24 protein-coding genes are annotated in these 25,423 nt (G+C 35.8%); 5 read left to right on the top strand and 19 right to left on the bottom strand.

What is annotated here, in order from left to right; genetic code table 11:
• From KBI38_04670 to KBI38_04580, 19 genes are all read right to left on the bottom strand, one after another.
• A partial coding sequence (locus KBI38_04670) for an MFS transporter (protein ID MBP8629365.1) occupies window positions 1-577 on the bottom strand: 577 nt, incomplete at its 3' end.
• A gap of 128 nt (window positions 578-705) precedes the next feature.
• Window positions 706-1,812: a redox-regulated ATPase YchF gene (gene ychF, locus KBI38_04665; protein MBP8629364.1), complete on the bottom strand. Its 1,107-nt coding sequence runs from the start codon at window positions 1,810-1,812 to the stop codon at window positions 706-708.
• 90 nt (window positions 1,813-1,902) lie between these two features.
• Window positions 1,903-2,622: a pyruvate formate lyase-activating protein gene (pflA, locus tag KBI38_04660; protein MBP8629363.1), complete on the bottom strand. Its 720-nt coding sequence runs from the start codon at window positions 2,620-2,622 to the stop codon at window positions 1,903-1,905.
• 96 nt (window positions 2,623-2,718) lie between these two features.
• Window positions 2,719-4,956, bottom strand: a complete 2,238-nt coding sequence (pflB, locus tag KBI38_04655) for a formate C-acetyltransferase (protein MBP8629362.1) — start codon at window positions 4,954-4,956, stop codon at window positions 2,719-2,721.
• A gap of 274 nt (window positions 4,957-5,230) precedes the next feature.
• Complete coding sequence (locus KBI38_04650) at window positions 5,231-5,431, bottom strand: DUF951 domain-containing protein (GenBank protein ID MBP8629361.1); 201 nt, start codon at window positions 5,429-5,431, stop codon at window positions 5,231-5,233.
• A 25-nt stretch (window positions 5,432-5,456) separates the two neighbouring features.
• Entirely contained in the window at window positions 5,457-6,359 is a 903-nt protein-coding gene (locus KBI38_04645) for a cation transporter (GenBank protein ID MBP8629360.1), read from the bottom strand.
• A gap of 173 nt (window positions 6,360-6,532) precedes the next feature.
• Window positions 6,533-7,186 (bottom strand): CBS domain-containing protein, encoded by a 654-nt coding sequence (locus KBI38_04640; protein MBP8629359.1) that lies wholly within the window; start codon window positions 7,184-7,186, stop codon window positions 6,533-6,535.
• 201 nt (window positions 7,187-7,387) lie between these two features.
• Complete coding sequence (locus KBI38_04635; protein MBP8629358.1) at window positions 7,388-8,092, bottom strand: ABC transporter ATP-binding protein; 705 nt, start codon at window positions 8,090-8,092, stop codon at window positions 7,388-7,390.
• A complete protein-coding gene (locus tag KBI38_04630; GenBank protein ID MBP8629357.1) occupies window positions 8,092-8,859 on the bottom strand; it encodes an ABC transporter ATP-binding protein in 768 nt (255 codons plus the stop codon). Before KBI38_04630 ends, KBI38_04635 begins: the two co-directional genes overlap by 1 nt.
• A complete protein-coding gene (locus KBI38_04625; GenBank protein ID MBP8629356.1) occupies window positions 8,859-9,803 on the bottom strand; it encodes a branched-chain amino acid ABC transporter permease in 945 nt (314 codons plus the stop codon). Before KBI38_04625 ends, KBI38_04630 begins: the two co-directional genes overlap by 1 nt.
• Window positions 9,804-9,812: 9 nt before the next feature.
• A complete protein-coding gene (locus tag KBI38_04620; GenBank protein MBP8629355.1) occupies window positions 9,813-10,706 on the bottom strand; it encodes a branched-chain amino acid ABC transporter permease in 894 nt (297 codons plus the stop codon).
• A gap of 305 nt (window positions 10,707-11,011) precedes the next feature.
• Window positions 11,012-12,142 (bottom strand): ABC transporter substrate-binding protein, encoded by a 1,131-nt coding sequence (locus KBI38_04615; protein ID MBP8629354.1) that lies wholly within the window; start codon window positions 12,140-12,142, stop codon window positions 11,012-11,014.
• 60 nt (window positions 12,143-12,202) lie between these two features.
• Window positions 12,203-13,327 (bottom strand): ABC transporter substrate-binding protein, encoded by a 1,125-nt coding sequence (locus tag KBI38_04610; protein MBP8629353.1) that lies wholly within the window; start codon window positions 13,325-13,327, stop codon window positions 12,203-12,205.
• A 155-nt stretch (window positions 13,328-13,482) separates the two neighbouring features.
• Entirely contained in the window at window positions 13,483-14,697 is a 1,215-nt protein-coding gene (locus KBI38_04605; protein MBP8629352.1) for an ABC transporter substrate-binding protein, read from the bottom strand.
• A 186-nt stretch (window positions 14,698-14,883) separates the two neighbouring features.
• Window positions 14,884-15,276: a hemerythrin family protein gene (locus KBI38_04600; protein MBP8629351.1), complete on the bottom strand. Its 393-nt coding sequence runs from the start codon at window positions 15,274-15,276 to the stop codon at window positions 14,884-14,886.
• Between the two features lie 82 nt (window positions 15,277-15,358).
• Window positions 15,359-15,640, bottom strand: coding sequence for a GIY-YIG nuclease family protein (locus tag KBI38_04595; protein MBP8629350.1), 282 nt, complete (start codon window positions 15,638-15,640; stop codon window positions 15,359-15,361).
• A gap of 81 nt (window positions 15,641-15,721) precedes the next feature.
• A complete protein-coding gene (locus KBI38_04590) occupies window positions 15,722-18,052 on the bottom strand; it encodes an FAD-dependent oxidoreductase (GenBank protein ID MBP8629349.1) in 2,331 nt (776 codons plus the stop codon).
• An 11-nt stretch (window positions 18,053-18,063) separates the two neighbouring features.
• Entirely contained in the window at window positions 18,064-19,695 is a 1,632-nt protein-coding gene (locus tag KBI38_04585) for a 4Fe-4S dicluster domain-containing protein (GenBank protein MBP8629348.1), read from the bottom strand.
• Window positions 19,683-20,789, bottom strand: coding sequence for a glutamate synthase (locus KBI38_04580; protein ID MBP8629347.1), 1,107 nt, complete (start codon window positions 20,787-20,789; stop codon window positions 19,683-19,685). Before KBI38_04580 ends, KBI38_04585 begins: the two co-directional genes overlap by 13 nt.
• Before the next feature lie 523 nt (window positions 20,790-21,312).
• Between KBI38_04580 and KBI38_04575 the strand changes: the two genes are divergently transcribed.
• From KBI38_04575 to KBI38_04555, 5 genes are all read left to right on the top strand, one after another.
• A complete protein-coding gene (locus tag KBI38_04575) occupies window positions 21,313-21,780 on the top strand; it encodes a nucleoside deaminase (GenBank protein ID MBP8629346.1) in 468 nt (155 codons plus the stop codon).
• Window positions 21,781-22,060: 280 nt separating this feature from the next.
• Window positions 22,061-22,450, top strand: coding sequence for an ATP-binding protein (locus KBI38_04570; GenBank protein ID MBP8629345.1), 390 nt, complete (start codon window positions 22,061-22,063; stop codon window positions 22,448-22,450).
• A gap of 14 nt (window positions 22,451-22,464) precedes the next feature.
• Entirely contained in the window at window positions 22,465-24,177 is a 1,713-nt protein-coding gene (locus KBI38_04565; protein ID MBP8629344.1) for a methyl-accepting chemotaxis protein, read from the top strand.
• 14 nt (window positions 24,178-24,191) lie between these two features.
• Window positions 24,192-24,494 (top strand): STAS domain-containing protein, encoded by a 303-nt coding sequence (locus KBI38_04560; protein ID MBP8629343.1) that lies wholly within the window; start codon window positions 24,192-24,194, stop codon window positions 24,492-24,494.
• Between the two features lie 28 nt (window positions 24,495-24,522).
• The coding region (locus tag KBI38_04555) for a PAS domain S-box protein (GenBank protein ID MBP8629342.1) at window positions 24,523-25,423 on the top strand (901 nt) is incomplete at its 3' end.

Here is a 25,423-nt window from a genome sequence, read left to right as displayed (position 1 = left end):
TATCGAAAGGTTCTTTTTGTCCATACCATTCATCATGAACTTTTTTTATAGCAATCAAACTTAAACCCAAGCCAATGGCAATCAAGAAAAAAATACTGCGCCAACCCCAAAAATGAGTAATGATTCCCCCTAAAAATGGACCGAGCGACAAACCGATATAAGTAGCTGCTGCCGAATAGCCAATCACTTTACCACGCTCTGTTATTTTATGCACCGCTACTAACAATGTCATGCCGGTGCTAAAAATCATCGCCGACGCAATCCCTTGTAAAAACGAAAAAGTTATCAACATTCTCAAGCTATCAGCCAAGCCGGCGCCAATAGTCATCACAATAAATAAGTATAAGCCATAGGTATAAATTTTTTTCCGCCCCATAATATCAGCCAGTTTCCCCATCGGCACTAATACAGCAATAGAGCCTAGCAAATAAGCCGAAACATACCAGGTTAAAAAGCTTGGTAAAACATTAAACTCTTTAGCCATATAAGGAATTGCCAAATTAATAGAACTACCTAAAAATGGTCCAAAAAAGGAGGTAATCAAGACCGCACTAAACACCCATTGAGCTTGCGACATCTTCACCCCTCCTTCACAACATTATTTATTAACACTATAATATTAACAAAAATAATATTTATTGTAAAATTACAACTTAGATAATAAAAAAACGTTTGCCTTAGTAAAACTATTGCAAACGTTTTTTATTATACGTTAAAACGGAAATAGGTTACATCCCCGTCTTTCATAATATATTCTTTACCTTCTAATCGAACTTGCCCTTTTTCTTTCGCAGCATTTTGGCTACCGGCTGCTATCAAATCATCATATGAAACAATTTCCGCACGGATAAAGCCACGTTCTATATCAGAGTGAATTTTTCCACCAGCTTCCGGTGCTTTTGTTCCTTCTGTGATTGTCCACGCTCTAACCTCTTGCACTCCAGCTGTTAAGAAAGTAATTAAGCCTAATAGTTTAAAAGAAGCTTTAATTAATTTATCCAAGCCGGATTGTTCTAACCCTAATTCCGCTAAAAATTCCTTGGCATCTTCATCACCAAGTTCAGCAATTTCAGACTCTACCTTGGCTGATACAACAACAACTTCAGCGCCCTCTTCTTTAGCATAAGCTTTAACTTTTTGAACATATGGATTGTCATTATCAGCTGTAGCAACTTCGTCTTCCGCCACATTAGCAACAAAAAGTGCTGGCTTTAAAGTTAATAAATTAAGATCACGAATCATTAACTTTTCATCATCGTTCATTTCCACCCGTCGAGCCGGTACAGCTTCTTCCAGTACTGCTCTAATACGCTCTAACAAGTCCATTTCCACTTTAGCTTTTTTGTCGCCGCTTTTAACCATCTTTTGAGTGCGTTCCATCCGTTTTTCTACACTTTCCAAGTCAGCTAAACACAGCTCCGTATTAATTATTTCAATATCACGCAAAGGATCAAGACTACCTTCAACATGAGTTATATTCTCATCATTAAAACAACGAACTACTTGGGCTACAGCATCAACTTGACGAATATGCGATAAAAATTTATTACCAAGACCTTCTCCTTGTGCTGCCCCTTTTACCAATCCGGCTATATCAACAAAGCGAATCGCTGCCGGAATTACCTTTTTCGCTGAATTCATTTTGCATAAAACATCTAAACGCTGATCAGGTACATCAACAACCCCTACATTAGGCTCAATTGTACAAAACGGATAGTTCGCCGCTTCCGCTCCAGCTTTAGTAATAGCATTAAACAATGTACTTTTTCCTACATTCGGTAATCCTACGATACCTACTTCTAAATTACTCATCAGTAAATATTCCACCTTATCTTTAAAAACTTCCAAGGACTTGTCAAAGCCCTTTTAATTGTAGTTTATCTAACCGTTAATTGCAAGATACTACAATACCATAATATGTTCCTTTTTTAACATTTTCTTAATTTTATTAATATCTTCTTTGTTAGCCGGTCTAATTTCCCTTAGCTTATATTCAAGCCCCAAAGCTTCCCATTTATACACACCCATTTCATGATATCCTAGTAAATCAACAATATGTTTGTTAGGTAAAGACTGTATCAGTGCAATAAACTCTGCTATTTCCTCGGCACTGTCATTAATCGTTGGTACCACTAAATACCTAATAGTAAGCTCATGCTTAGTAGCCATATACCTTAAATTCTCAATAATACTTTCTCCGTCAGCATTAGTTAACCTTTGATAACTACTTTTTGTTACACCTTTCAACCCAAACATAATATGATCCGTATATGGTAATACCTTATCAATATCAGCAATTTTCGCAAAACCAGAAGTATCTAGGGTAGTACTAATCCCTTGAAGTTTAGCTGCCGCAAATAATTCTGCTACAAAATCAGCTTGTAATAATGGTTCACCACCACTGACAGTAATGCCCCCATTAGAAGCTTCATAAAAAGGGCGATATCTATTAAAATCGGCAATAATTTCTTCTACGGTAATCGTCTTTGTTCCAAGCTTCCAAGTATCAGGATTGTGGCAAAACAAACAACCTAAATTACAGCCTGCTAAAAAAACCAAATAACGTATACCCTGTCCATCAACCGTCCCCATTGTATCAATAGAATGATAATAACCTACCATTTTTTCACCTTCTTTAAAATTATTTCCTCGGAAATTAAAATATTAATTGTATTTTGATATAAAGAAAGGTTGGGTTTCACCCCAACCTCAGCTTAATTATACCGCTTGATAAAAAGTACGTTTAATAACTTCTTTTTGATGCGATTTGCTTAATTTTACAAAATTAACAGCATAACCAGAAACCCTAATCGTTAATTGCGGATAATTTTCCGGTTCTTGCATCGCTTTTTCTAACAACTCTCTATCAAAAACATTAATATTGATATGGTGACCTTTACTTACACTATAACCATCCAATATTGCTACTAAGTTATTGATTCTAGCTTCCGGACTCTTGCCCAACGCCCCCGGCACAATCGAGAAAGTATAAGAAATACCATCACGACAATCTTTGTATGAAATATTTGTTACTGACTTAATCGCTGCAATGGCCCCTTTATTATCACGACCATGCATTGGATTAGCGCCCGGAGCAAATGCTTCACCAGCTTTACGGCCATCAGGAGTTGCCCCTGTTTTTTTACCATACATAACATTAGAAGTAATCGTTAATACTGATAAAGTATGCTCAGCCCCACGATATGTTTTATGTTTTTTCAACTCAGTTAAAAATTCATGCGTAATTTCTTTTGCAAAAATATCTACACTATCATCACCATTACCGTAGCAAGGGTGTTCACCTTCTACCACGAAATCTGTAGTGATACCATTTTCACCTCTGATTGGTTTTACTTTGCCATATTTAATTGCACTTAACGAATCAACTGCAACCGATAAACCAGCAATCCCAAAGGCCATCAAACGCTTAACTTCGCTGTCATGCAAAGCCATTTGCGAAGCTTCATAGGCATGTTTATCATGCATAAAATGAATTAAATTCATAGTATTAACATATAATCCAGCCAACCAAGCCATTACTTTAGAATAGTTTTTTCGTACTGCTTCATAATCTAAATATTCACCATCAAGTACCGGCATTACAGGTGCAAGCTGTTCTCCGGTATTTTCATCTTTACCACCATTGATTGCTAACAACAAGGCTTTAGCCAAATTAGCTCTAGCTCCGAAGAACTGCATTTGACGACCAACTTGCATTGCCGAAACACAACAAGCAATTGCATAATCGTCACCGTAAATCGGTCTCATTAAGTCATCATTTTCATATTGAATCGCACTAGTATCAATTGAAACCTTCGCACAGAAATTTTTAAAGTTTTGCGGTAATTTATCAGACCACAAAATTGTTAAATTAGGTTCCGGTGCCGGCCCTAAGTTATACAATGTATGTAATACTCTAAAAGAGTTCTTCGTTACTAGACTACGTCCATCTTGACCAATACCACCAATAGCTTCTGTTACCCACAATGGATCACCGGCAAATAATTCATTGTATTCCGGCGTTCTTAAGTGACGAGCTAAGCGCAATTTAATAACTAATTGATCCATAATTTCTTGTGCTTCTTCTTCCGTTAATGTGCCATTAGCTAAGTCACGATTAATATAAATATCTAAGAAGGTAGAAGTTCTACCAATTGACATCGCTGCACCATTTTGTTCTTTAATAGCCGCTAAATAACCAAAGTATAACCATTGTGCTGCTTCTTTAGTATTTGTTGCCGGCACAGTAATATCAAAACCATAACTTGCCGCCATTTTAGCAATATCTTTTAAAGCCTTAACTTGTTTCGCAATTTCTTCGCGATAACGCATGGTGTCTTCGGACATATTATCTTCAAACATCGCTTCTAAATCATTTTGTTTTTGCTTAATTAAAGCATTAATACCATATAACGCAATTCGACGATAATCACCAATAATCCGACCACGGCCATAAGCATCCGGTAATCCAGTAATAATCCCTAGCTTACGAGCTTTACGCATTTCAGCGGTATAAACGTTAAATACTGCTGAATTATGAGTTGTAGCATGTTTGCTGTAGATATTACTTATTTCATGAGACAATTCATAACCATATTCTTTGCAAGCTTGTTCTGCCATTCTTACGCCACCATTTACAATAACTCCACGCTTTAATGGAGCATCTGTTTGCAAGCCGAAAATTACTTCATTTTCTTTTTCAATATAACCCGGTTTATGTGAAGTAATTGTTGATACAGTCTCAGTATCTACATCAAGTACCCCTTTAGCGTTTTCTTGCACTAATAATTCACGACACTTATTCCAAACATTCTCTGTTTTTTTAGTTGCACCAACTAAGAAGCTATCATCACCCTCATAAGGAATATAATTTGTTTGAATAAAGTCTCTAACATCAATTATATTTTGCCATCTTCCTTCTTTGAAGCTGTTCCAGGCTTTGTTATTGTTTTCCATAATAATTTCCTCCTCGGCATTTTCCGCCTTACTATAAATTGTATTTATACTAGGTTAACTAATTTTTATTATCAGGTTTTAATACCTAGTACTAATTTTTCTTTGTATAAAAACCACCTGAGCATAAATTCGCCCAGGCGGCCGGCTGTTCTAACAATATAGTCCCTCGTGGTAATCCACTAATCCGCCAGTTCTATACTGCTTATATTTGTATGGCTCTATTATATTGCTAAAATTTCAACAAGTCAATACAAATAATTAAAGTTAATTAATTTTAATTATCCATTGTTGAGTTCGTAGCAACAACAGCCTTAACGGCTTTTTCAAATTTCGGCCGCGGAATCATAACCCAACGACCACAACCTTGACATTTAAGACCAAAGTCCATTCCCACTCTAGTAATTTCCCATTGATCAGATCCGCAAGGATGGGTTTTTTTCATTTTAACCACATCACCTACTTGATATTTTACAATATTCACAACCACTCATCCCCCGTCTTTAGTCCACTATCAAAACTTCCTCTTCATGTCCACAAGGTTCCGCATGAATAACAATATCACAACGCCCTAGCACATCTTTTAAATCTGCTTCAATTTCATCACAAATTTCATGTACCTTATATAACGGCATATTTTTATCTAAAACTAAATGAACATCAATTAACCGATATGAACCCGATCGTCTGGTTCTAAGTTTATGAAATTCTAGTACATTTTGATTGGACTTTAATATTTTAATAATAGTTTGTTCATCTTCCATTGGTAAACAAACATCAGTCAGTTCCTTCGCGCTTTTAACGGTCATAGTATAACCGGCTTTAAAAATAATAACTGCAACAACAATCGCAATCATCGGGTCAAGCCAAATCCAGCCTGTAATCTTAATCGCCAACAACCCTAACAATACACCCACCGAAGTCCAAATATCAGCTTGCAAATGAAGTCCATCGGCTTCTAAAGCCTGCGAATGCGTTTGTTTTGCTACTTGCAATAACCTTCTGGAGACAACAAAATTTATAATAATAGAAAGAAACATCACTATAATGCCTAGTTCTAAATATTCCGGTTCTTGCAACACCTTCAACTTTTGTACTGATTCAAAAATAATATAAATCGCTGCTATTATTATTAATACAGCCTCAATCGCTCCTGATAAGTTTTCTATTTTACCATGTCCATAAGCATGACCTTCATCCGGCGGCTTTCCTGATTGTCGAACCGCATAATAAGCGATTATCGCCGCCAATAAATCTACCGCTGAGTGAGCTGCTTCAGAAATAATACTGACTGCTCCAACATAAAGACCAATAACAAGTTTTGCAATAACCAAAAAGGTGTTTGAAATTATCGATAACCGTGCCGTTTTCTTTTTTAAAGCAATGTTTTCCTGTGTCTCAACCATCTAAATCCCTCTGCTTCAAAATAATTTATTTTTGCATAAAAAAAGCCTGTAGAACCAACTAGGTCCCACAAGCTTTCGCTGTTGCTTTCGCCCAGCCACACTATCTGACGATAGCTGCCTGTTCCTAAAAAGATATTATCACAACATCTGATTGATGTAAATAAAAAGTAGCTTTATCCAATTTTTGCAATATGACAAACATTAAAACCTTTAGCCGAAAGTTTTTCTTTTACTATTTCAGCGTCAGTATTGTCAACATTTGCTCTAATAACCAATTCATAAATATTATCATCATCTCTATGACAAGTTACCATACTGCTAATATTTATTCCGGCTTCACTAAATACGCCGGCAATTTCTTTTACAATTCCAACTTTATTCTCCACTTCCAAAGTAAATCTTGTTTTACCTTCTGTTAGACCCATAATGTTAACAAAAGCTTTAAATAAGTCCGTTTCCGTGATAACACCAACAATAGCACCGCTATCTTCCACCACTGGAATACCACCAATTTTTTCGTTAAATAAAATCAAAGCCGCTTCTTCAATAGTAGAATTTTGGTTAATAGTATATAGTTTTTTAGACATTATATCTTTAATGATAATTTTTTCCAAAATATAATTCAGTTCATATTTTGATAAAGTTGTCGCCGGTGATGGAGAAACTTTCATTAAGTCACGATCCGTAACAATGCCGACTAATTTACCGCCATCAACAACCGGCAATCTTCTGATTTTATTAGTTTCCATCAACTTTAAAGCCTCGTCCAAGGTAGCATTTGGTGCAACTGTTATTAAGCCTCTTGACATCCATTCTTTAACAAACATACTATTACAACCCCTTTCGCTATCTATACCTATATTATATAACTAATAACATAATTTTGCATTACAAATTTATTCTGAAGTACTCCGACCATTTTATTTCTAAATAGAAAGAGCCGTTCCTTAGAACTGCCCCAAAGTTATTGCCGTATCTCATACTATCTAACTTTTTAGGATGCAGTTCACTAACGGAACAGCTCTCTTTTAACCACCAAGATATGCTTTGCGCACTTCTTCACTCGCAGCTAATTCTTTAGCATCACCGGATAGAATTATTCTACCGGTTTCAATGACATAAGCTTTATGAGCAATTGATAATGCCATATTAGCATTTTGCTCTACCAATAATACCGTCGTACCACTAGCATTTATTTCTTTAATAATCGAGAAAATTTCTTTAACTAATAATGGTGCTAAGCCCATGGATGGCTCATCTAAGAGTAACAACCGCGGTCTGCTCATTAACGCACGTCCCATTGCTAACATTTGTTGCTCGCCACCACTCAAGGTTCCCGATAACTGTCCCCGACGCTCTGCTAAGCGTGGAAAACGTTCAAAAACTGATTTTAAATCTTCTTTTATTTCTTTTTTATCACTTCTTAAATAAGCCCCTAATTCCAAGTTTTCCATAACTGTCATATTAGCAAACACACGACGACCTTCCGGAACTTGAGAAATACCTAAGCTCACAATCCCTTGAGCCGGTAGGCCTGCAATATCTTGACCTTCAAACTTCACCGTACCAGTTTTCGGTTTTAACAAACCGGAAATAGTTCGTAAAGTAGTACTTTTACCAGCGCCATTAGCACCGATTAATGTAACAATTTCACCCTCATTAACTTCAATACTAATATCTTTAATGGCATGAATTGCACCGTAATATACATTTATTTTATCTAAATTCAGCATTAGTGCACCTCTTCCCCAAGATATGCTTCAATAACTTTTGGATTATTTTTAATTTCTTCCGGCGTACCGTGGGCAATAATACTGCCATATTCCAAGACATAAATACGCTCACAAACACCCATTACCAAGCCCATATCATGTTCTATCAATAAAATTGTTAAAGCAAATTCATCGCGAATCCATCGGATCATTTCCATCAATTCTTGCGTTTCTTGCGGATTCATCCCTGCCGCCGGTTCATCTAGCAACAGTAATTTAGGTTTTGCCGCTAATGCCCGTGCTATTTCCAAACGACGTTGTTCACCATACGGCAAATTTTTAGCGATTTCATCTTTTTTATCGTCAAGTTTAAAAATTTTCAAAAATTCAATTGCTTTTTGTTCAATTTCATCTTCTTCTTTAAAATAGCGTCCTAAACGAAAAACTGATTCCAACACACCATATTTCACATGAGAATGATACGCAATTTTTACATTATCAAGCACACTCAACTCTGAAAACAGTCTGATGTTTTGAAATGTTCTCGCTACACCGCTTTGCGTAATTTTATAAGGCTTTAAGCCCACCATGTTTTTACCATCAAATTCAATAGTACCAGTAGTCGGTACATAAACACCAGTTAACAAGTTAAAGGCCGTAGTTTTGCCGGCACCGTTAGGCCCGATTAAACCGATTAATTCACCTTCATTTATTTCCATTTCAAATTTTGAAACGGCTTTTAATCCTCCAAACACTTTGGAGAGTTTTTCAGCTTTTAACAATGCCATTATTTATCTCCTCCTTTAAAGCGTTTAAAGATATTCATATTAACCAGCTCAATATTACCGAATAAACCTTGCGGACGATATAACATTAAAATAATTAACATTACTGAATAAATAATCATGCGCCACTCCGGCCAAGATGCCAAAGCTGCTGAAATAAAGGTTAAAATAACTGCTCCGGCAATGGAACCAGTAATACTACCTAAGCCCCCTAATACAACCATTGTTAAGTAGTTAAATGAGCTGATAAAGGTAAATGACGCCGGATGAATAACATAAAAATAATGTGCAAAAAGTGCTCCCGCTACTCCGGCAAAAGCCGCTCCAAGCGTGAACGCTAACACTTTATATTTAGTAGTATCAATACCCATCGCTTCAGCTGCCACTTCATTTTCTCTAATGGAAATACAAGCACGACCGTGCGACGAATTGATAAAGTTTTTAATGAAAAATAAAACAAATAAACAAACAAAGAAGACCCAAGCAAAATTAGTATAACGAGGTATACCCATGAAACCTGACGCTCCGCCAATATAATTAATATTTAAGATGGTAATTCTGATAATTTCACCTAACCCTAAAGTGGCAATCGCTAAATAGTCACCACTGAGCCGTAACGTTGGCAAGCCAATCAACAAGCCTAATAAGCCTGCTGCGCAAGCTCCTGCCATAATCGCCACAATGAATGGCAGGCCTAATTTCATCGTCACAATTGCACTAACATAAGCACCTACAGCCATAAATCCGGCATGACCTAAAGAAAATTGTCCAGTATAACCATTAATTAAATTCAAGCCTGCTGCCAAAATAATATTAATACCAATTAAAATAATATTTAATTCCCAAAATGGGTCAATAAAATTAAGACTTATTAATGCTTGTAGCACTGCAAAAGTTGCAACGCATAAGCCTAATATCCCCAAATCTTTTTTCACTATTTTTCTCATTATCTATACCTACACTTTCTCACGAACATTTTTGCCAAAAATTCCTGAAGGCTTAAATAATAAAATAATAATCAGGATTGCAAAAGCCGCCGCATCGCGGAAAGTTGACGAAATAAAGCCACTAACAAGCGCTTCAATAACACCTAAAATTAAACCGCCAGCCATCGCCCCCGGAATAATACCAATACCGCCTAAAACAGCAGCAACGAAAGCTTTTAAGCCCGGCATAATTCCCATTAACGGATCAATCGAATTATAATAAATACCAACTAATACACCGGCTGCCGCTGCCAATGCTGAACCAATGGCAAAGGTAAAAGAAATAACCTTGTCAACGTCAATTCCCATTAGCCTAGCCGCATCAGTATCATAAGACACCGCTCGCATCGCTTTACCAGTTTTAGTATATTGAACCACATAAGTTAATACTAACATTAAAATAACTGAAACTGCCAAAATAATTAATTGTTGGCTGTTAACAACAAAGGCCCCGATATGGTAAGTCGTTGCTTCAAAAACATTAGGAAAAGTCCGTGGCTGTGGTGTAAATAATAACATCATGCCATATTCTAATAATAACGAAATGCCAATTGCTGTAATTAAAACTGCAATTTTCGGTGCTTTACGCAATGGTCGATACGCTAGCCGCTCAATAATCATACCGACAATCGCCGCGATTACCATTGCTGATAATAACGCCGGAATAAAAGACATTTTGAACATTGATGTTGCAAAAAATCCTACATAAGCACCGATCATATAAATATCACCGTGTGCAAAATTAATTAATTTTATAATTCCGTAAACCATAGTATAACCTAGCGCAATAAGTGCATAAATACTGCCTAGTGAAATACCATTGATCAGCTGTTGTACAAACTGATCTAAAAATGTTGACTCCATTTTTATCCCCCATTCAAATAAACTAGATCCGCTTTAAACATGAACTCTTGCGATAAATAGGAAAAGACCTTAAGTCATAAAAACCGCTCTAGACAAAGGTCTTTTATCCTCATATTTGCATTGTTGCTAATATTTCATAGCAAGGTTACCATATTTAAAATCTCTTAACACTTATTATAGTGTTACAAGATTTTGCTGTCAATAAAACATTTTTGCAAACAAAATCACCATAAATATCCACTGACAGTAGACAGACAAAAAAATAACTCCTCATTGCTGAGAAGTTATTTAAAATTTAAAGCATTTTAGCTTAATGGCTTAATTTTTTCTTTGAAAGCTTGAATTCCGTTTTTCATTTCAATTATTACAACACCTTTTACAGCATTATGCTTTTCATCTAAGGTAATTGAACCCGAAACACCTTGATAGTCTTTTGTTTTTGCTAATTCATCTTTTACTTTAACACTGTCTTCAACACCGGCACGTTTAATTGCCTCAATAATCATCATTGTCGCATCATATGATAACGCCGCAAACGCGTCCGGCACTTGACCATACTCAGCTTTATAAGCCTCTACGAAATTTTTAATTTCCGGACTGTTATCATCTGGTGAATAGTGATTGGAGAAGAATGTATTATTTAACGCCTCTGCTCCAGCAATTTCCGGTAATTTTGCTGAATCCCAGCCATCTGCACCAAGGATTGGCACTGTAATACCAATTTCACGAGCTTGTTTTATAATCATACCAACTTCTTGATAATACCCTGGGACAAAAATAACATCAGGATTGCTTGCTTTGATTTTAGTTAAAGTTGCTTTAAAATCAGTATCTTTTGCTAAGTAAGCTTCATCGGAAACGATATTGCCACCATTTTGTACAAAAGTTTCTTTAAAAAACTTGCCTAAGCCTTTTGCATAATCACTCGAATTTTCAATGTAAACTGCTGCCTTTTGCGCTTTTAAAGTATTTTTTGCAAAATTAGCCATTACCGCCCCTTGGAACGGGTCAATAAATGTTGCTCTAAACAAATAATCACGAACTTTTCCAGTCTCTGGATCTACCGTTACATTAGGATTAGATGCCGTCGGGCTAATACCTAAAATTTTAGCAGATTCATTAACTTGTGCTGCCGCCATTACACTAGAAGAGGCAATTGGTGCAATTGAAGCGATTACTTTATCTTGTGTTGCCAATTTTTGCATCGCATTTGCTGCTTCAGCAGTATCTGATTTATTATCAGCTACTACTAATGTTATTTGTTTTCCCAAAACGCCACCCTTAGCATTAACTTGCTTAATTGCCAATTTAGCACCATTAGTTGCAGATTGTCCAAAGGTTGCCGTATTACCGGTCATTTCAAGGTTTGCCCCAATTTTTATTTCGTTAGAATTAGTGTTGCCGCAACCAGTTGTCAATAACGCCATCATACTCATGGCCACTAATCCACTTAAAATTCTCTTAGTCTTTTTAAACACAATTTTTCCTCCTAAACATTACATTTCTTGAGGATTAATTTTTTCTTTAAATACTTGCTTACCATTTTTCATTTCGATAACTACCGCTGATTTAATTGGATTATGATTTTTATCTAAACTAATTTTCCCAACAGTAATTTGTAAATCTTTTGTTTCTTCTAAAGCTTGACGAATTTTTTCCGGATCATCACTACCAGCACGTTTTAAAGCATCCACAACAACCAATGCCGCATCATACCCTAATACCGCCAATGCACTTGGCTCTTGATTATATTCTTTACGATAAGCTTCAACAAAACTTACAACATTCGGATCAGTATCTTGTGGTGAGTAGTGATTAGAGAAGAATGCACCTTCTAACGCTTCCGCGCCAGCTACATCAACAATCTTCGGATCATCCCAGCCATCAGTTCCTAATAATTGCGCTTTGATACCAAGCTCTCGTGCTTGTTTAACAATTTTACCAACTTCTTCATAATAAGCAGGAATGAAGATAACATCAGGATTAAGGGCTTTAATTTTAGTTAAAGTTGCTTTGAAATCTTGATCACGTTGTAAAAACGCTTCTTGACTTAATACCGTTCCACCATTTTTAGTGAAATTTTCCGCGAAAATTTTCGCTAAACCTTTAGAGTAATCAGAACTGCTATCAGCATAAACTACTGCTGTTTTAGCATTTAAGCTTTTTGTTGCAAACTCTGACATAATCTTTCCTTGAAACGGATCAATAAAGCATGTTCTAAAAGTGTATGGCTTAACTTGACCATTTTCCACCGTAACTTTTGGATTAGTTGCAGTTGCTGTCACTAACGGAATTTTATTAGCTTCAGCAATTGGCACCGCCGCTAAAACATTGGAACTTGATACCGCCCCAAAAACCAATTTACATTTATCGGTAGTAATTAGTTTAGTAACAGCAGCCGCAGCTTCCGACGCTTCGGACTTATTATCTGCTACAATTAATTTGATTTTTTTACCGTTAACGCCACCTTGTTCATTAACCTGCTTAAATGCAAGATTAATACCATTAACAGCTTGCTTACCAAAGTTTGCAATATTGCCTGTCAATTCATAATTGGCCCCAATTAAAATTTCATTAGAATTTTGCGTTGCACCACAGCCGGCTATTAGACTGCCTGTCATAATAACACCCGTTACCAGCGCAACTAATTTCCCCCACTTTTTTTTCACTGATATTCCTCCTAAAAAAACTTATCGTACCTGCTTATTATAAACTAATTTTCAATATTAAAACAAGGATAAGGTGTGTTACCAAGCCTTATCCTTGTTTTTAGAACTTATTTATTAGGGTTTATTTTTTGTTTGAATATTTTTTGTCCATCTTTCATTTCTAGAACTACCGCACTCTTAATTGGATCATGATTTGCATCCATTGTAATAATGCCAGTACCAACTTGTAAATTTTTAGTTTCCGCTAACGCTTGACGAATTTTTTCTGGATCATCACTACCTGCACGCTTAATCGCATCCACTAACATTTTTCCAGCATCATAGCCTAATGCTGCAAAAACATTTGGTTCTTCGCCATATTCAGCTTTATACGCCGCAATAAAATCTTTTACATTAGCATCATTATCTTGTTCGGAATAATGGCTACAGAAATAAGTACCATTCAGCGGTTGTGCACCAGCAATATCAACTAATTTACTGTCATCCCAACCATCTGCACCTAATAATTTTGCATTGATGCCTAATTCTCGAGCTTGCTTAACAATTTTACCAACTTCTTCATAATAAGCAGGAATAAAAATAACTTCAGGATTGCTTGCTTTTAGTTTTGTTAAAGTTGATTTAAAGTCTTGGTCTTTTTGTAAGAATGATTCTTGTGCAACAATTGTACCACCAGCTTCAGCAAATTTCTTCGCAAAAACTTCTGCTAAGCCTTTAGAATAATCTGAACTGCTATCAACATAAATTGCTGCAGTTTTAACATTTAAAGTTTTTGTTGCAAAATCTGCCATTACCTCACCTTGTAATGGATCAATGAAGCAACTGCGGAAAATATATGGTTTTACTTGACCATTTTCCACTGTAATTTTTGGATTTGTAGCAGTTGGTGTAATTGCCGGAATTTTATTATCAGTAGCAATTTGCGATGCTGCCAACATATTTGAAGTCGTTGCCGGTCCCAACAATACCTTTACACCATCTTGAGAAATAAGTTTTGTCGCTGCATTCGCAGCTTCAGATGCTTCTGATTTATTATCAGCAACAATTAAATTAATTTGTTTTCCTAAAACGCCACCATTTTCATTGGCTTGCTTGATTGCTAATTTAATACCCTTTAACGCTTGGTTACCATAATTAGCAACACCGCCGGTCAATTCAAAGTTTGCTCCGACCTTAATCTCCTTGTCATTACCTTTCGATGAACTACAACCGGTAAATAACGCACCCATCATAGCTACCCCAACCACTGCAGTAGTGATTGCCAGAATTTTCTTTTTAAAATTCAATGTTACCCCTCCTATTTTTTTGTTCCGAGCTGGCATCTTTCTTCAGCCTCTAATAATTATTATAGTTTACAGCATTTACAACCGTCAATATTTAAATGGCATTTATTCGTCTTTTGAAAAAAGACTTTTGTCCTTCGTTGTTACTTCATCTTACTTGCCTTATACAGAAAAAAACCTCTCTTAGTACAAGAAAGGTTTTTCTACTTTATCGCAATGTAATTTTTAATTAATCGAATATTTAGCATCTTCTACTAAGATATGTTCTACCAGCCATTCACCCACAAAATTTAAAATTTCTTTTAAATATAAGTTTTGTTCATTATCAACTTTTGATAAGTCGATGCTTTCAATTTTTTCCACAAAGTCATTATGCATCATTTTATGCGTTAAAAACATTGGAAATTTATTACTTAACATAAATTCTTCTTCATCTTTAAAATGTTGAATAGTATAATCTTTCAGTTCTCCTAATATTGCAACAATATCATCATATTTATCAGTGATAAACTCATCATTTAACAAAGCTTCTATTTCACCAGCAATCTCAAATAATTTTCGGTGTTGTTCATCAATTTCGACTACCCCTAATGCATATTTATCTTGCCATCTAATCATTCTCAATACCTCTTCTTTTGTTCTAGTTAATAATAATTTTCTAATAATATTAAATATAACAACTTTTTAAAAAAACTTCAAGCTATTCTTTAAATTTAGGCCATTGATTATAGCCAATATTATGATCATTAGACTTGTAAAACTTTATATATTCAACTTCTTTAGCATTAACCTCTTTGGCAGTAGCGACAGCACTTTCCCAAATTATTTCTTTTGTTATGGTAAAACTTCTTCTTTCTTCTCTACTAAAATCTTTTTCTATTAACTTATCACTAGCACTACCAAAATAATTAATACTATCAGTTAAGTCTTTACCGCTGTAAATCTTTCCATTGGGATAGATGATTTTATAGATTACTTTCATGTAATTCACACCTTTTAATTAAATATAGAAGAAGAAGGCTGAATCAACCTTCTTCTTAAACATTGTATCAAAATAAAATTATTATTTTTTATTATATGTTCTGTACATTTTAATCGGTTCTTCATTTGGCAACATTGTCCAAATACCACAAGGACAAATACCGGCACAAATTCCGCAACCAATACATTTTTCACTGTCAGATACATAAGCAAAAGTTCCATTCGGTAAGGCATTTCTAGTAATCGCTTTTTCCGGACAAGAAGCTTCACACATATGACAGTCACGACAAGTACCACAGCTGATACAACGATCTTGATCTTTATTAGCATCAGGAATGTCACAACTATGACACTTTTCAAAATATGCTTTTGATAATTTATTATGTGGAATAAGTTTTTTGTCTTTTTTAATAATCGGCGCTGTACCTTTAACAAAAGCATCTGCAGTTTTCGCCACTACATTAGCAGCACCAATTGCATCAACTAAGCGTCCAGGTTTAATAGTATCACCGGCAGTGAACACCCCGTCAGCAATCGCAAACAATTCATTCGGCACTAAATGACCACGCTCAATTTTCATTCCTTCTGGTAAGAAGTCAAGAATTGGCGTTTCACCGATTGTGATGATAACAGTATCACCTTCAATCAATTGACCCTCTTCTGTTAAAATACCGTTTTCCGTAATTTCTTGCGTAAACACCGGCCATACCAATTTACCGCCAAGCTCTTTAACATGAGCTATTTCTTTTTCAAAAGCTGCCGGTTTTTGAACGTCGATACAAGTAACTTCTTCAGCGCCCATTTGATATGCACCAATTGCCGCATCCATACCAGAGTTACCACAACCGATAACAATTACTTTTTTGCCAACTTTTACTTTATCACCACGATTAACAGCCTTTAAGAAATCTAAACCTTTCACGATTCTTTCATGACCTTCCCATGGAATAACTCTAGTATTATGGCTACCGGTAGCAACTACAACCGCATCAAAAGTGCTTTTAATTTCTTTATATTTTACGCTGTCAACTTTACAATTGTTAACAAACTCAACACCCATATCAGAAATACGTTTTAATTCTTTATTTAAAACATTTTCATCTAAGCGTGATCTTGGAATTACTTGTTCTAACTTACCCCCCATTCTTGGTGCTTCTTCAAAAACAGTAACTTCATGACCTTTTCTAATCAATTGCCATGCCGCTGTTAAACCGGCTACCCCGCCACCAATAACAGCAATTTTCTTCCCTGTTTTAACTTGTGGTTTTTCCAGGTAGGCATCCACTGAGTAATTGCCTAATTGACCGATTTGCACTGATAAATCAAGTTCTTTTCTAGTACAGCCGTCCATACAAAGGTTCGGACAAACAGAACCACAAACTGATGCTGGGAATGGAGTGTATTCTAACACTAATTTATAAGCCTCTTCCACATCGCCTTTACGTAATAAATTATAACGTTGTTGCGTTGGGATTGAAGCAGGACAGTTAAACTCACACGGTGCTGCATATTGTGCATTTTGCCACTCTGGAACACGTTGGCGATACAAGCCTCTATTAACAATAGAGTTTACAACAAAATCATCATTGCAAACATCACTGAAAATACCACCCTCGACCCATTCTACAGTACGGAAATGTGGCATATTACCAGCTGATTTTTTCGGGCGCTCCTCATAAGTAAGCGCAATTGCTTTTTGCCATTGTGACCAATCACTTAATTCTGCTTTTAACTCCGCTTTTTCAATAGAGCCTAAGAAATCATCCATTTTACTTGATAAATATTCAATATCTTCAGCTTGTAACGCCATAACTTTAACATCTTTCGCTGAAATACCAGAAGCTTTACCTCTAAAATATAGAACCCCACCAACCATACCGGTACAAGCTCTATCTCCAAGCACTGATTCAAATTCTTCACTGTCATAACCACAAACTACAGCAATCCCGCCACCCATGAACTCAAAAGAGAAACTGCCGACATTTTTTAAAACCCACAGTTCCGGAGCATCATATAATGGATCATGTTTCATTAACGAACCAGATCTAGTTCCGGCTCTACCACCAATATAAATAGTACCGGCAGCCGCACAATGACCAGCAGTATCGCCGGCATCGCCTTTAACAACAATTTTACCACCGGCATTAAGCCAGCCTACATCAGCTGATGCTGAGTCTTCAACAATTATTTCAGTATTATCCAAACACATCGAGCCAACCCTTTGACCCGCATTTTTTACATGAAATTTAAGTTTTTTACCTTCTGGGTGCCATAATGGACCACCAATATCATGTTGACCAGAAGCCTCGATATTAAATTCTGTTTCGCCTTTAGCTAAGGCATCACTGATCGCCAACAACAAATCTTGTGTCGACATACGATTATTATTTTCAATAGTATTAATTTTAAACACTTAGCTTCCTCCTAACATACATATTGTATTCCAAGTTTATCAGCAATAGCTTTATCCGTTGATACTAATGCATCGGATCGACCTACCGGTAAGGAACTATTACCGATTGGTGCCATTAATTTACGCAATTCGCTGTCTAACGCTAAAACATAATCAACAATATTTTGCGCGCCTTTATCAACATCTAAGCGTTTCACCAAGCGCGGATCTTGTGTACAAATACCGGTTGGACATTTACCGGTTGAGCAAGAGTTACAACGACCTTGTTCATTACCAATACAACCTAATAATTGAATAAGAATTTTACCAACAAACACACCATTGGCACCTAAACAAATCATTTTGAACGCATCGGCTGCCGCATTACCGGTTAAGCCAACACCACCACCAGCCCATAAAGGAATTTGACCTTGACGACCTTGTTTAACCGCCGCTAAATAACATTCGCGTAATTTTGATACTACCGGATGACCAGTATGATCTAACGAAACCTCGTTCGCCGCACCGGTACCACCTTGAATACCATCAATGAAGAACCCTCCGCAAATTTTGTAAGGATCACGCAATAAGTTATTATAAACCGATACCGAAGTGGCTGAAGCAGCACACTTAATTGCAACCGGTACTCTAAAACCAAACGCTGCATTCAAGGATAAATGCATTTTTTGTACTGATTCTTCGATCGAGTACAAGCCTTGATGATTTGGTGGAGAATTAAGGTCAGCCTTAGGAACACCACGGATTGCTTGAACATGCTCAGCAACCTTTGCCGCCGGCAATAAACCACCATCACCAGGTTTTGCTCCTTGACCAATTTTGATTAAAATACCAGCTGGATCAACTTTCATTTTCGGCATCGCTTTTACAATACGATTCCAACCAAAATGGCCGGAAGCAATTTGTAAAATCATATATTTTAATTGTTCCGATTCCATTAATTTAACCGGCATTCCACCTTCACCGGAGCACATTCTAATCGGCAAATTATGTTTTTCATTCAAATACGCCGTTGCTATTGCTACAGCTTCCCAGGCTCTAGTTGATAACGCCCCAATGGACATATCACTAAAGATTAACGGATAAATCCAACTTACCGGTGGAGTCTTTTCATTTAGTTTTAAATCGCCACCTGCTGTTGAGAACGGTAATTCATTCGGTAATAAAACCCTACCAAATGGCGCTAAAATATCAAAAGTATGACGCTCTGAGTCAAGCGATGGATCTGTCATTTGTGAAATACGACCAACGACAATTTTATCTAAAGTACGTTGCGCGTTTAAATTAGTACGACCACCACGTTTTATCGGACCGGCTGAACGAGCCAATAAATTAGCTCTGGTATCAGGATTATGAACCGGTTTAATCGCCACATTTGGACAAACCTTTTCACACATACCGCAACCAACACAAGCAGTTACAACCGCACCTCTTTGCTTAATAACCGGTTTTGCCACATGAGTTTGAATCGGTTGTGGAAACTTGCCTTGTGATACTGTTTTTGCTTGACGCTCAACGACAACCTCAATAGCGTTGAAGGTACAGGCAGCCACACAGCTACCACACATCGTGCAACGGTCTGGATCATAATCAATTTTCCAATTTAAATCATTAACAGTGACATCTTGAGTTTTTACTGTTTCCATCTTTGCACCTCCATATCATTGTTAATTACAACAACTTCTCTTTCATTAGGATAGATATCTTTTTCCCTATCACGGTCCGGTAAAATTACATTTAAACCGCAAACCTCTGAAGCAATCGCAATTGTATTTTCATCGCCACCAACCACAACTGGGCGTAATTTCTTGGAATCACAACAAGTCATCATATCACCACTTGGTAAGACCGCAATAATTGTATTAGGCCCGTTAATTTCTAAGTGCCCTAGTGATTGACGAATTGCCGTTAACACTTCTTTATCTGCTCGTTTCTCAATTTCATCGAACGGTAATGGAGTGATAACATGTTTATAATATTTAATCGGCCATTTTAGCTCATTTAAAACATAATGTAAAGTATATAAGAAGTTTTGCGAATCTGACTCAAAACCAATATAACCACGGTGTAATGATTTTTGGTATTCTTTGTTTTTAGTATAGAAGGTGTTCTCACCATTAGCACATAAAGTATAACCTTGAATAAAGAATGGATGTGCCGCATATCTGACGATATCATAATTTGTGTTTTGACGACATTGAACCACGATGCTCTTTGCCATTAAATCGCCTTTTTCTTCCCACAATCCAAAATATGTCGCTATATCACGAGGATCACCAATTTCTTTTAACGTTAAAACATCTGGCCAGAAAGAATAAACATAACCTTGGTCTTGATCTTCCAATAACTTACGCAAGTTTAGTCTAACATCTAATAATAGATCTTCTTTCTCTTGTTGAGTTTTATCAAGATAATTTTCCGGATAATCATAGTTACGGAAAATATAATAAGGCATCGCTTTTATATCTAAGCCTTTTTCTTTATTTGGTGTCGGAATCCATTCCGCAACTTGCACAAAGTTGTGGGCTTCCATATAATCTTCAACCAATTTAGCACCTTTTTGAGTACACGCTAATGATAATAGCGGTTTATCTTTATGGTCACTAAACACTCCTGATAAATCTTGCATAACCATCGCAAACCCTGAATTATCATGCCCTTCTTGCTGTGGCAACATTAATTGTAAAGCTTTTGACGGATGAAATGCTATTTTACTTTTAATTGCACCAATTCTGCACATTATTCTTCCCCCATATCATTTAATTAACTTTTTAAAGTTACAAAATTAACTAAGATTTTAACATTAACAAACATTACACCAGTTTTCTCTTGTCAGTAGACACTTGTCTTTAGGTGAGCACTTGTGTAAATTTAGTACAATTTATTATATTGGTCAAAGAGCCTACTGTCAACAAACCTTTCTGCACAATTCCTAATAATCAACCGCAAAAAACGGCCGTTTTTTGCGGTTGATATTGTTTTTTTTATACTGCTTGTGTATTTTTATTCATAATTATACAAGCAACCATTAACAGTAAAACCATTAAGATAAGCATTTTTCAAAAAATTAAACTTCAATGTATTGTATAGTTTTTCTGTATACACTAATACAATACACATTGTCATTATGTTGTATTTTTAAAAGTACTTTGTATACATTGAAAAGTTCTCCTGCGTGCAGACAAAGTTAACATAATTTACGTTTTAGAAAAACAACTTTTAAAAAACATTATGCTATAATTAAACTCAAAGGGGGCATTGTTATGGAAAACTTAGACTATATAAAATTAGCTACGGCTGAAGCCGAAAAAAATCTTACCAGTAATGAAGGTGGACCGTTTGGTGCTGTTATTGTAAAAGATAATGTTATTGTCGGTACTGGTCATAATCAAGTCTTACTTAATAATGATCCAACTTGCCATGCCGAAATCCAAGCAATCCGAAATGCCTGTCAAAATTTAGGCACTTATGATCTTACAGATTGCATTCTCTATACTTCCTGCTACCCTTGTCCAATGTGTTTAAGTGCAACAATTTGGGCCAATATAAAAACAATCTACTATGGCAATACGGCTGAGGATGCCGATAAAATAGGCTTTAGAGATGATTTTATGTATCAATATTTAGCCGATAAAAGTATTAATTTACTAGAACTAAAGCCATTGGGTCGTGATATAACCATCAAAACTTTTGAAAAATATCAAGCTAAACCTGATAAGAAAATTTACTGAGAGTGTGTAAACCACTCTCTTTTTTCGCATTGTTTTGTCGTTTTATGTCATTATTCAATCTTTTTTATTGTTTTTTTACATTTTATAGAGGAAATTGGATATTTCTGTAGAAGGAAAAATTATAGGCTTATTCACTTTTTAAAGAATAAACCTATATTCGCTTTAGACTATAAAGTCTTGAGTCTAACTACAAGACTAATTTTAATATTGAAATTATTTATTTGTAAGTTATAATTCAAGTTGTTGAGAATGGTTATCACCCTATGAGGAGGTCAATATAATGTTTAAAATATCTTTTAATAAGCATAAAGATTTTCTAGTATTACGTGATTTTATTAATAATTTTATTAGATCCGTATTAAAAGATAATTCAACAACAATGGTTGTCGCTTTCAATGAAGCTATTAATAATGTCTTAGAAAACAATAGTGATTTGAGCAATGAAGTCTTTATAAAATTTACTATCTTGAAAGAAAGAAGGCTGATAATAAGAATAAAGCATTCCGGACAAGTTTTTAACGGCAATAAATATTTGCAAACTGTTAATCGCTACGCTTTTGATCACGAGGCCGAAAGCGGTCGCGGAATTTTTCTAATGAAAACTTTAACGGATTATATGACCTATAATAAGACAGGGACCGAAGTTCTATTAATGAAAAAAATAATTTAGAAAAGGTGATTATCTTGAATTGGCTGAAAAACCTAACTGTATTTAATAAATTAGTAGTTATCATAGCAATAAGTTCTCTAGGTCTAATTACCATTAGTAGCATTGGCTATTATTACAATCATCTCTTAAGCTCTGAGGCCACAACCATTTATGAAGAAAGTGTTAAGCCGGCCTTGTTAATAAATGACACGCGTCGTCTTTCCCGTATGGCTGAGAGCAAAACAATGGAGTTATTATTACTTAATAATCAAGTTATGCAAAAATCTCTAATAATTGAAATCGAAAAAATTAGTCAAGAGATGGATCAAAAATTCAAAGAATTTGAAGAAAGCAATTTAACGCCTGCCGAAAAAGCGTTATTTAATGACTTTAAAAATCAAGCCAAGCTTTATCGCCAAGAACGTCAAATAGCAGTTGACCTAGCCTTAAACGGCAATAATAGCGAAGCTTATAAGCACTTTAAAGACAGAGCAGTTCCACTGTTAGATAGTGTCGAAGAAATTCGCGACAAGTTAGCAACTGACTTAGAGCAAAATATCGTTTTAACCGATGAAAAAATGAGTAGTCAAGCTACCACTGCTGCTATTCAAATGATAGTCTTAACCCTTATAGCAATTATTTTCTGTGCTACTTTAAGTATTGTTATCGCTAAATTAATAACTACACCATTACAAGAATTGGTAAAATTAATGAGCAAAGCCGGAGCTGGCGACCTAACTATACAAGGACAAGTGTCCGGCAGTGATGAACTAGGACAAGCGATGCAACATTTCAATGAAATGATTAGTAGCCAATCAAATGTTATTGGTGCTGTTCATAAAGCGATTATTGAGTTAGCAGCCGCTTCTCAGGAAATGGCTGCCTCTAGCGAAGAGGTTTCTGCTGCAACAATTCAAGTTGCTAATAACATTACTCAAGTTGCAACTGAAGCTGAACAAGGAAACGAAAAAACAATTGAATGTTCAGAAGTTTTACTGGAATTATCTTCTTTAATTCAAATTGCCAAAACAAACGCTGAAACAGCTGCAAAAGACTCGAATGAAACCCAAAAAATTGCGTTTGAAGGCCAAACAACAGTTAAAGAAACAGTTCTTTCAATGGACAATATAAAAAAACAAGCCGGACAAACCGAAGCTGCCATCTCAACACTTAGTAAATATTCTGAGCAAATCGGGTTAATCACCGACACCATCACCGGCATTGCCAAACAAACTAATTTATTAGCCTTAAATGCAGCGATTGAAGCAGCTCGTGCCGGTGATGCCGGACGAGGTTTTGCCGTAGTAGCGGAAGAAGTCAGAAAACTAGCTGAACATTCTAGCGTGGAAGCAGAAAGAGTTAGCGAGCTAGTAAAGAAAATTTCCGAAACAACTTCCATCGCAGTAAGTTCTACTAATTTAAGTGCAATCGAAGCCGATAATGGCGTAGAGGCTGTCCAAAAATCAGGACAAGCCTTAGAACGCATTTTAAAATCCGTCGAAAATAATGTAAACGATATGAAAAAAATTGTCGATATTACAAAAGATGAAGTTGCTACTTCTGATAAAATAGTAAATTTAATCAATGTCTTATCTAGCAGTATTGAAAATGTCAATAGCCACGCTGAAAGAGTTTCAGCAACAACTGAAGAAACCACAATGTCAGTAGAAGCCATTGCCAGCAGTGCACAACAAACCAGTGCGATGGCACAAGAGTTGCGTAGCGTTGTTGAAAGGTTTAAAATTTAATTGGAGGCGATAACATGCACAGTGAATATACCAATAACGGTAGCCAAGTAATCGTAAAACTATCCGGTAGCATTTATGTAGAAGATGCTGCTAAATTACGAGAAAATTTATTAAGCCATATTGAACAAGGTCACAATAATTTTCTCTTAGATTTAGAAAAAGTTGATTACATTGATAGCTCAGGCTTAGGAGTATTAGTAGCCATTAATAAGCGCACATTACAAAATCGTGGCAAACTTATTATCAAAGGTATTAATGGACTAGTTAAAGAGTTATTCGAGTTAACTCGCTTAACAAAAGTTTTTGAAATACAATAAAGCTCTTGCTTTTAATTAGGGGATAATAATGGATTGTAATATTTTTCAAACAAACCTTCCAACAACCAAAATACCTCTTACCGAAAAAATTTCTTACTTACTGCATGCCGTAGAGCAAAGTTCAAATGCTATTGTCATAACTGATTTAGATGGCACTATTGAATATGTCAATAAAAAATTCTGCCAACTAACAGGCTATTCCAAAGAAGAAGTTTTAGGGCGGAATCCTCGTATATTAAAGTCCGGTGAATTGCCGGACTTTATTTATCAAGAATTATGGAAAAAAATATCCTCAGGTAAAAATTGGCAAGGGGAGTTTCATAATATCAAAAAAAACGGTGAGCTATTCTGGGACTTCACTTCTATTTCCGCCATTAAAAATGAGCATGGTGAAAATATAAAATATTTGGCAATAAAAGATGATATTAATGCTCGAAAAAAAGCTGAAGAAAACCTACAAAAAACCGAACAAAAACTTCAACAAGATTTTATTTTAGCCGGAAAAATTCAAAAAAGTTTATTACCTACTAATATTTCCACACCTTTTTTTGAACTCATCAGTTTTTACCAACCTTATCGTCATGTTAGTGGTGATACCTTCGATTTTAGTGCCAGCAAAAGTGGTAAAAAATTAATCGGTTATGTTGCTGATGTAATGGGGCACGGTCTTGGTACAGCCCTCCAAACGTCTGGACTAAGAATTCTGTGTCATCAGATTTTAACTGAAAGAATCCCGCTGAGCCAGCGAGTAAAAACCGTCAATAAAGTTTCCGGTTCCTGCTTTACCGAAGATTCGTTTGCTGCAATCATTGCTTTTGAATTTGACTTTATTGCAATGACCTTAACTTATGTTACGGCGGGTATTAATTCTTTTTTAAAGCTTAATAACAAGAAAAAATCCTTTATCAAAGCACCAGGGCCCTTTATTG

This window comes from Negativicutes bacterium (assembly GCA_018052945.1).
Classification (GTDB): domain Bacteria; phylum Bacillota; class Negativicutes; order JAGPMH01; family JAGPMH01; genus JAGPMH01.
This window is presented reverse-complemented; position numbering and strand designations above follow the sequence as displayed.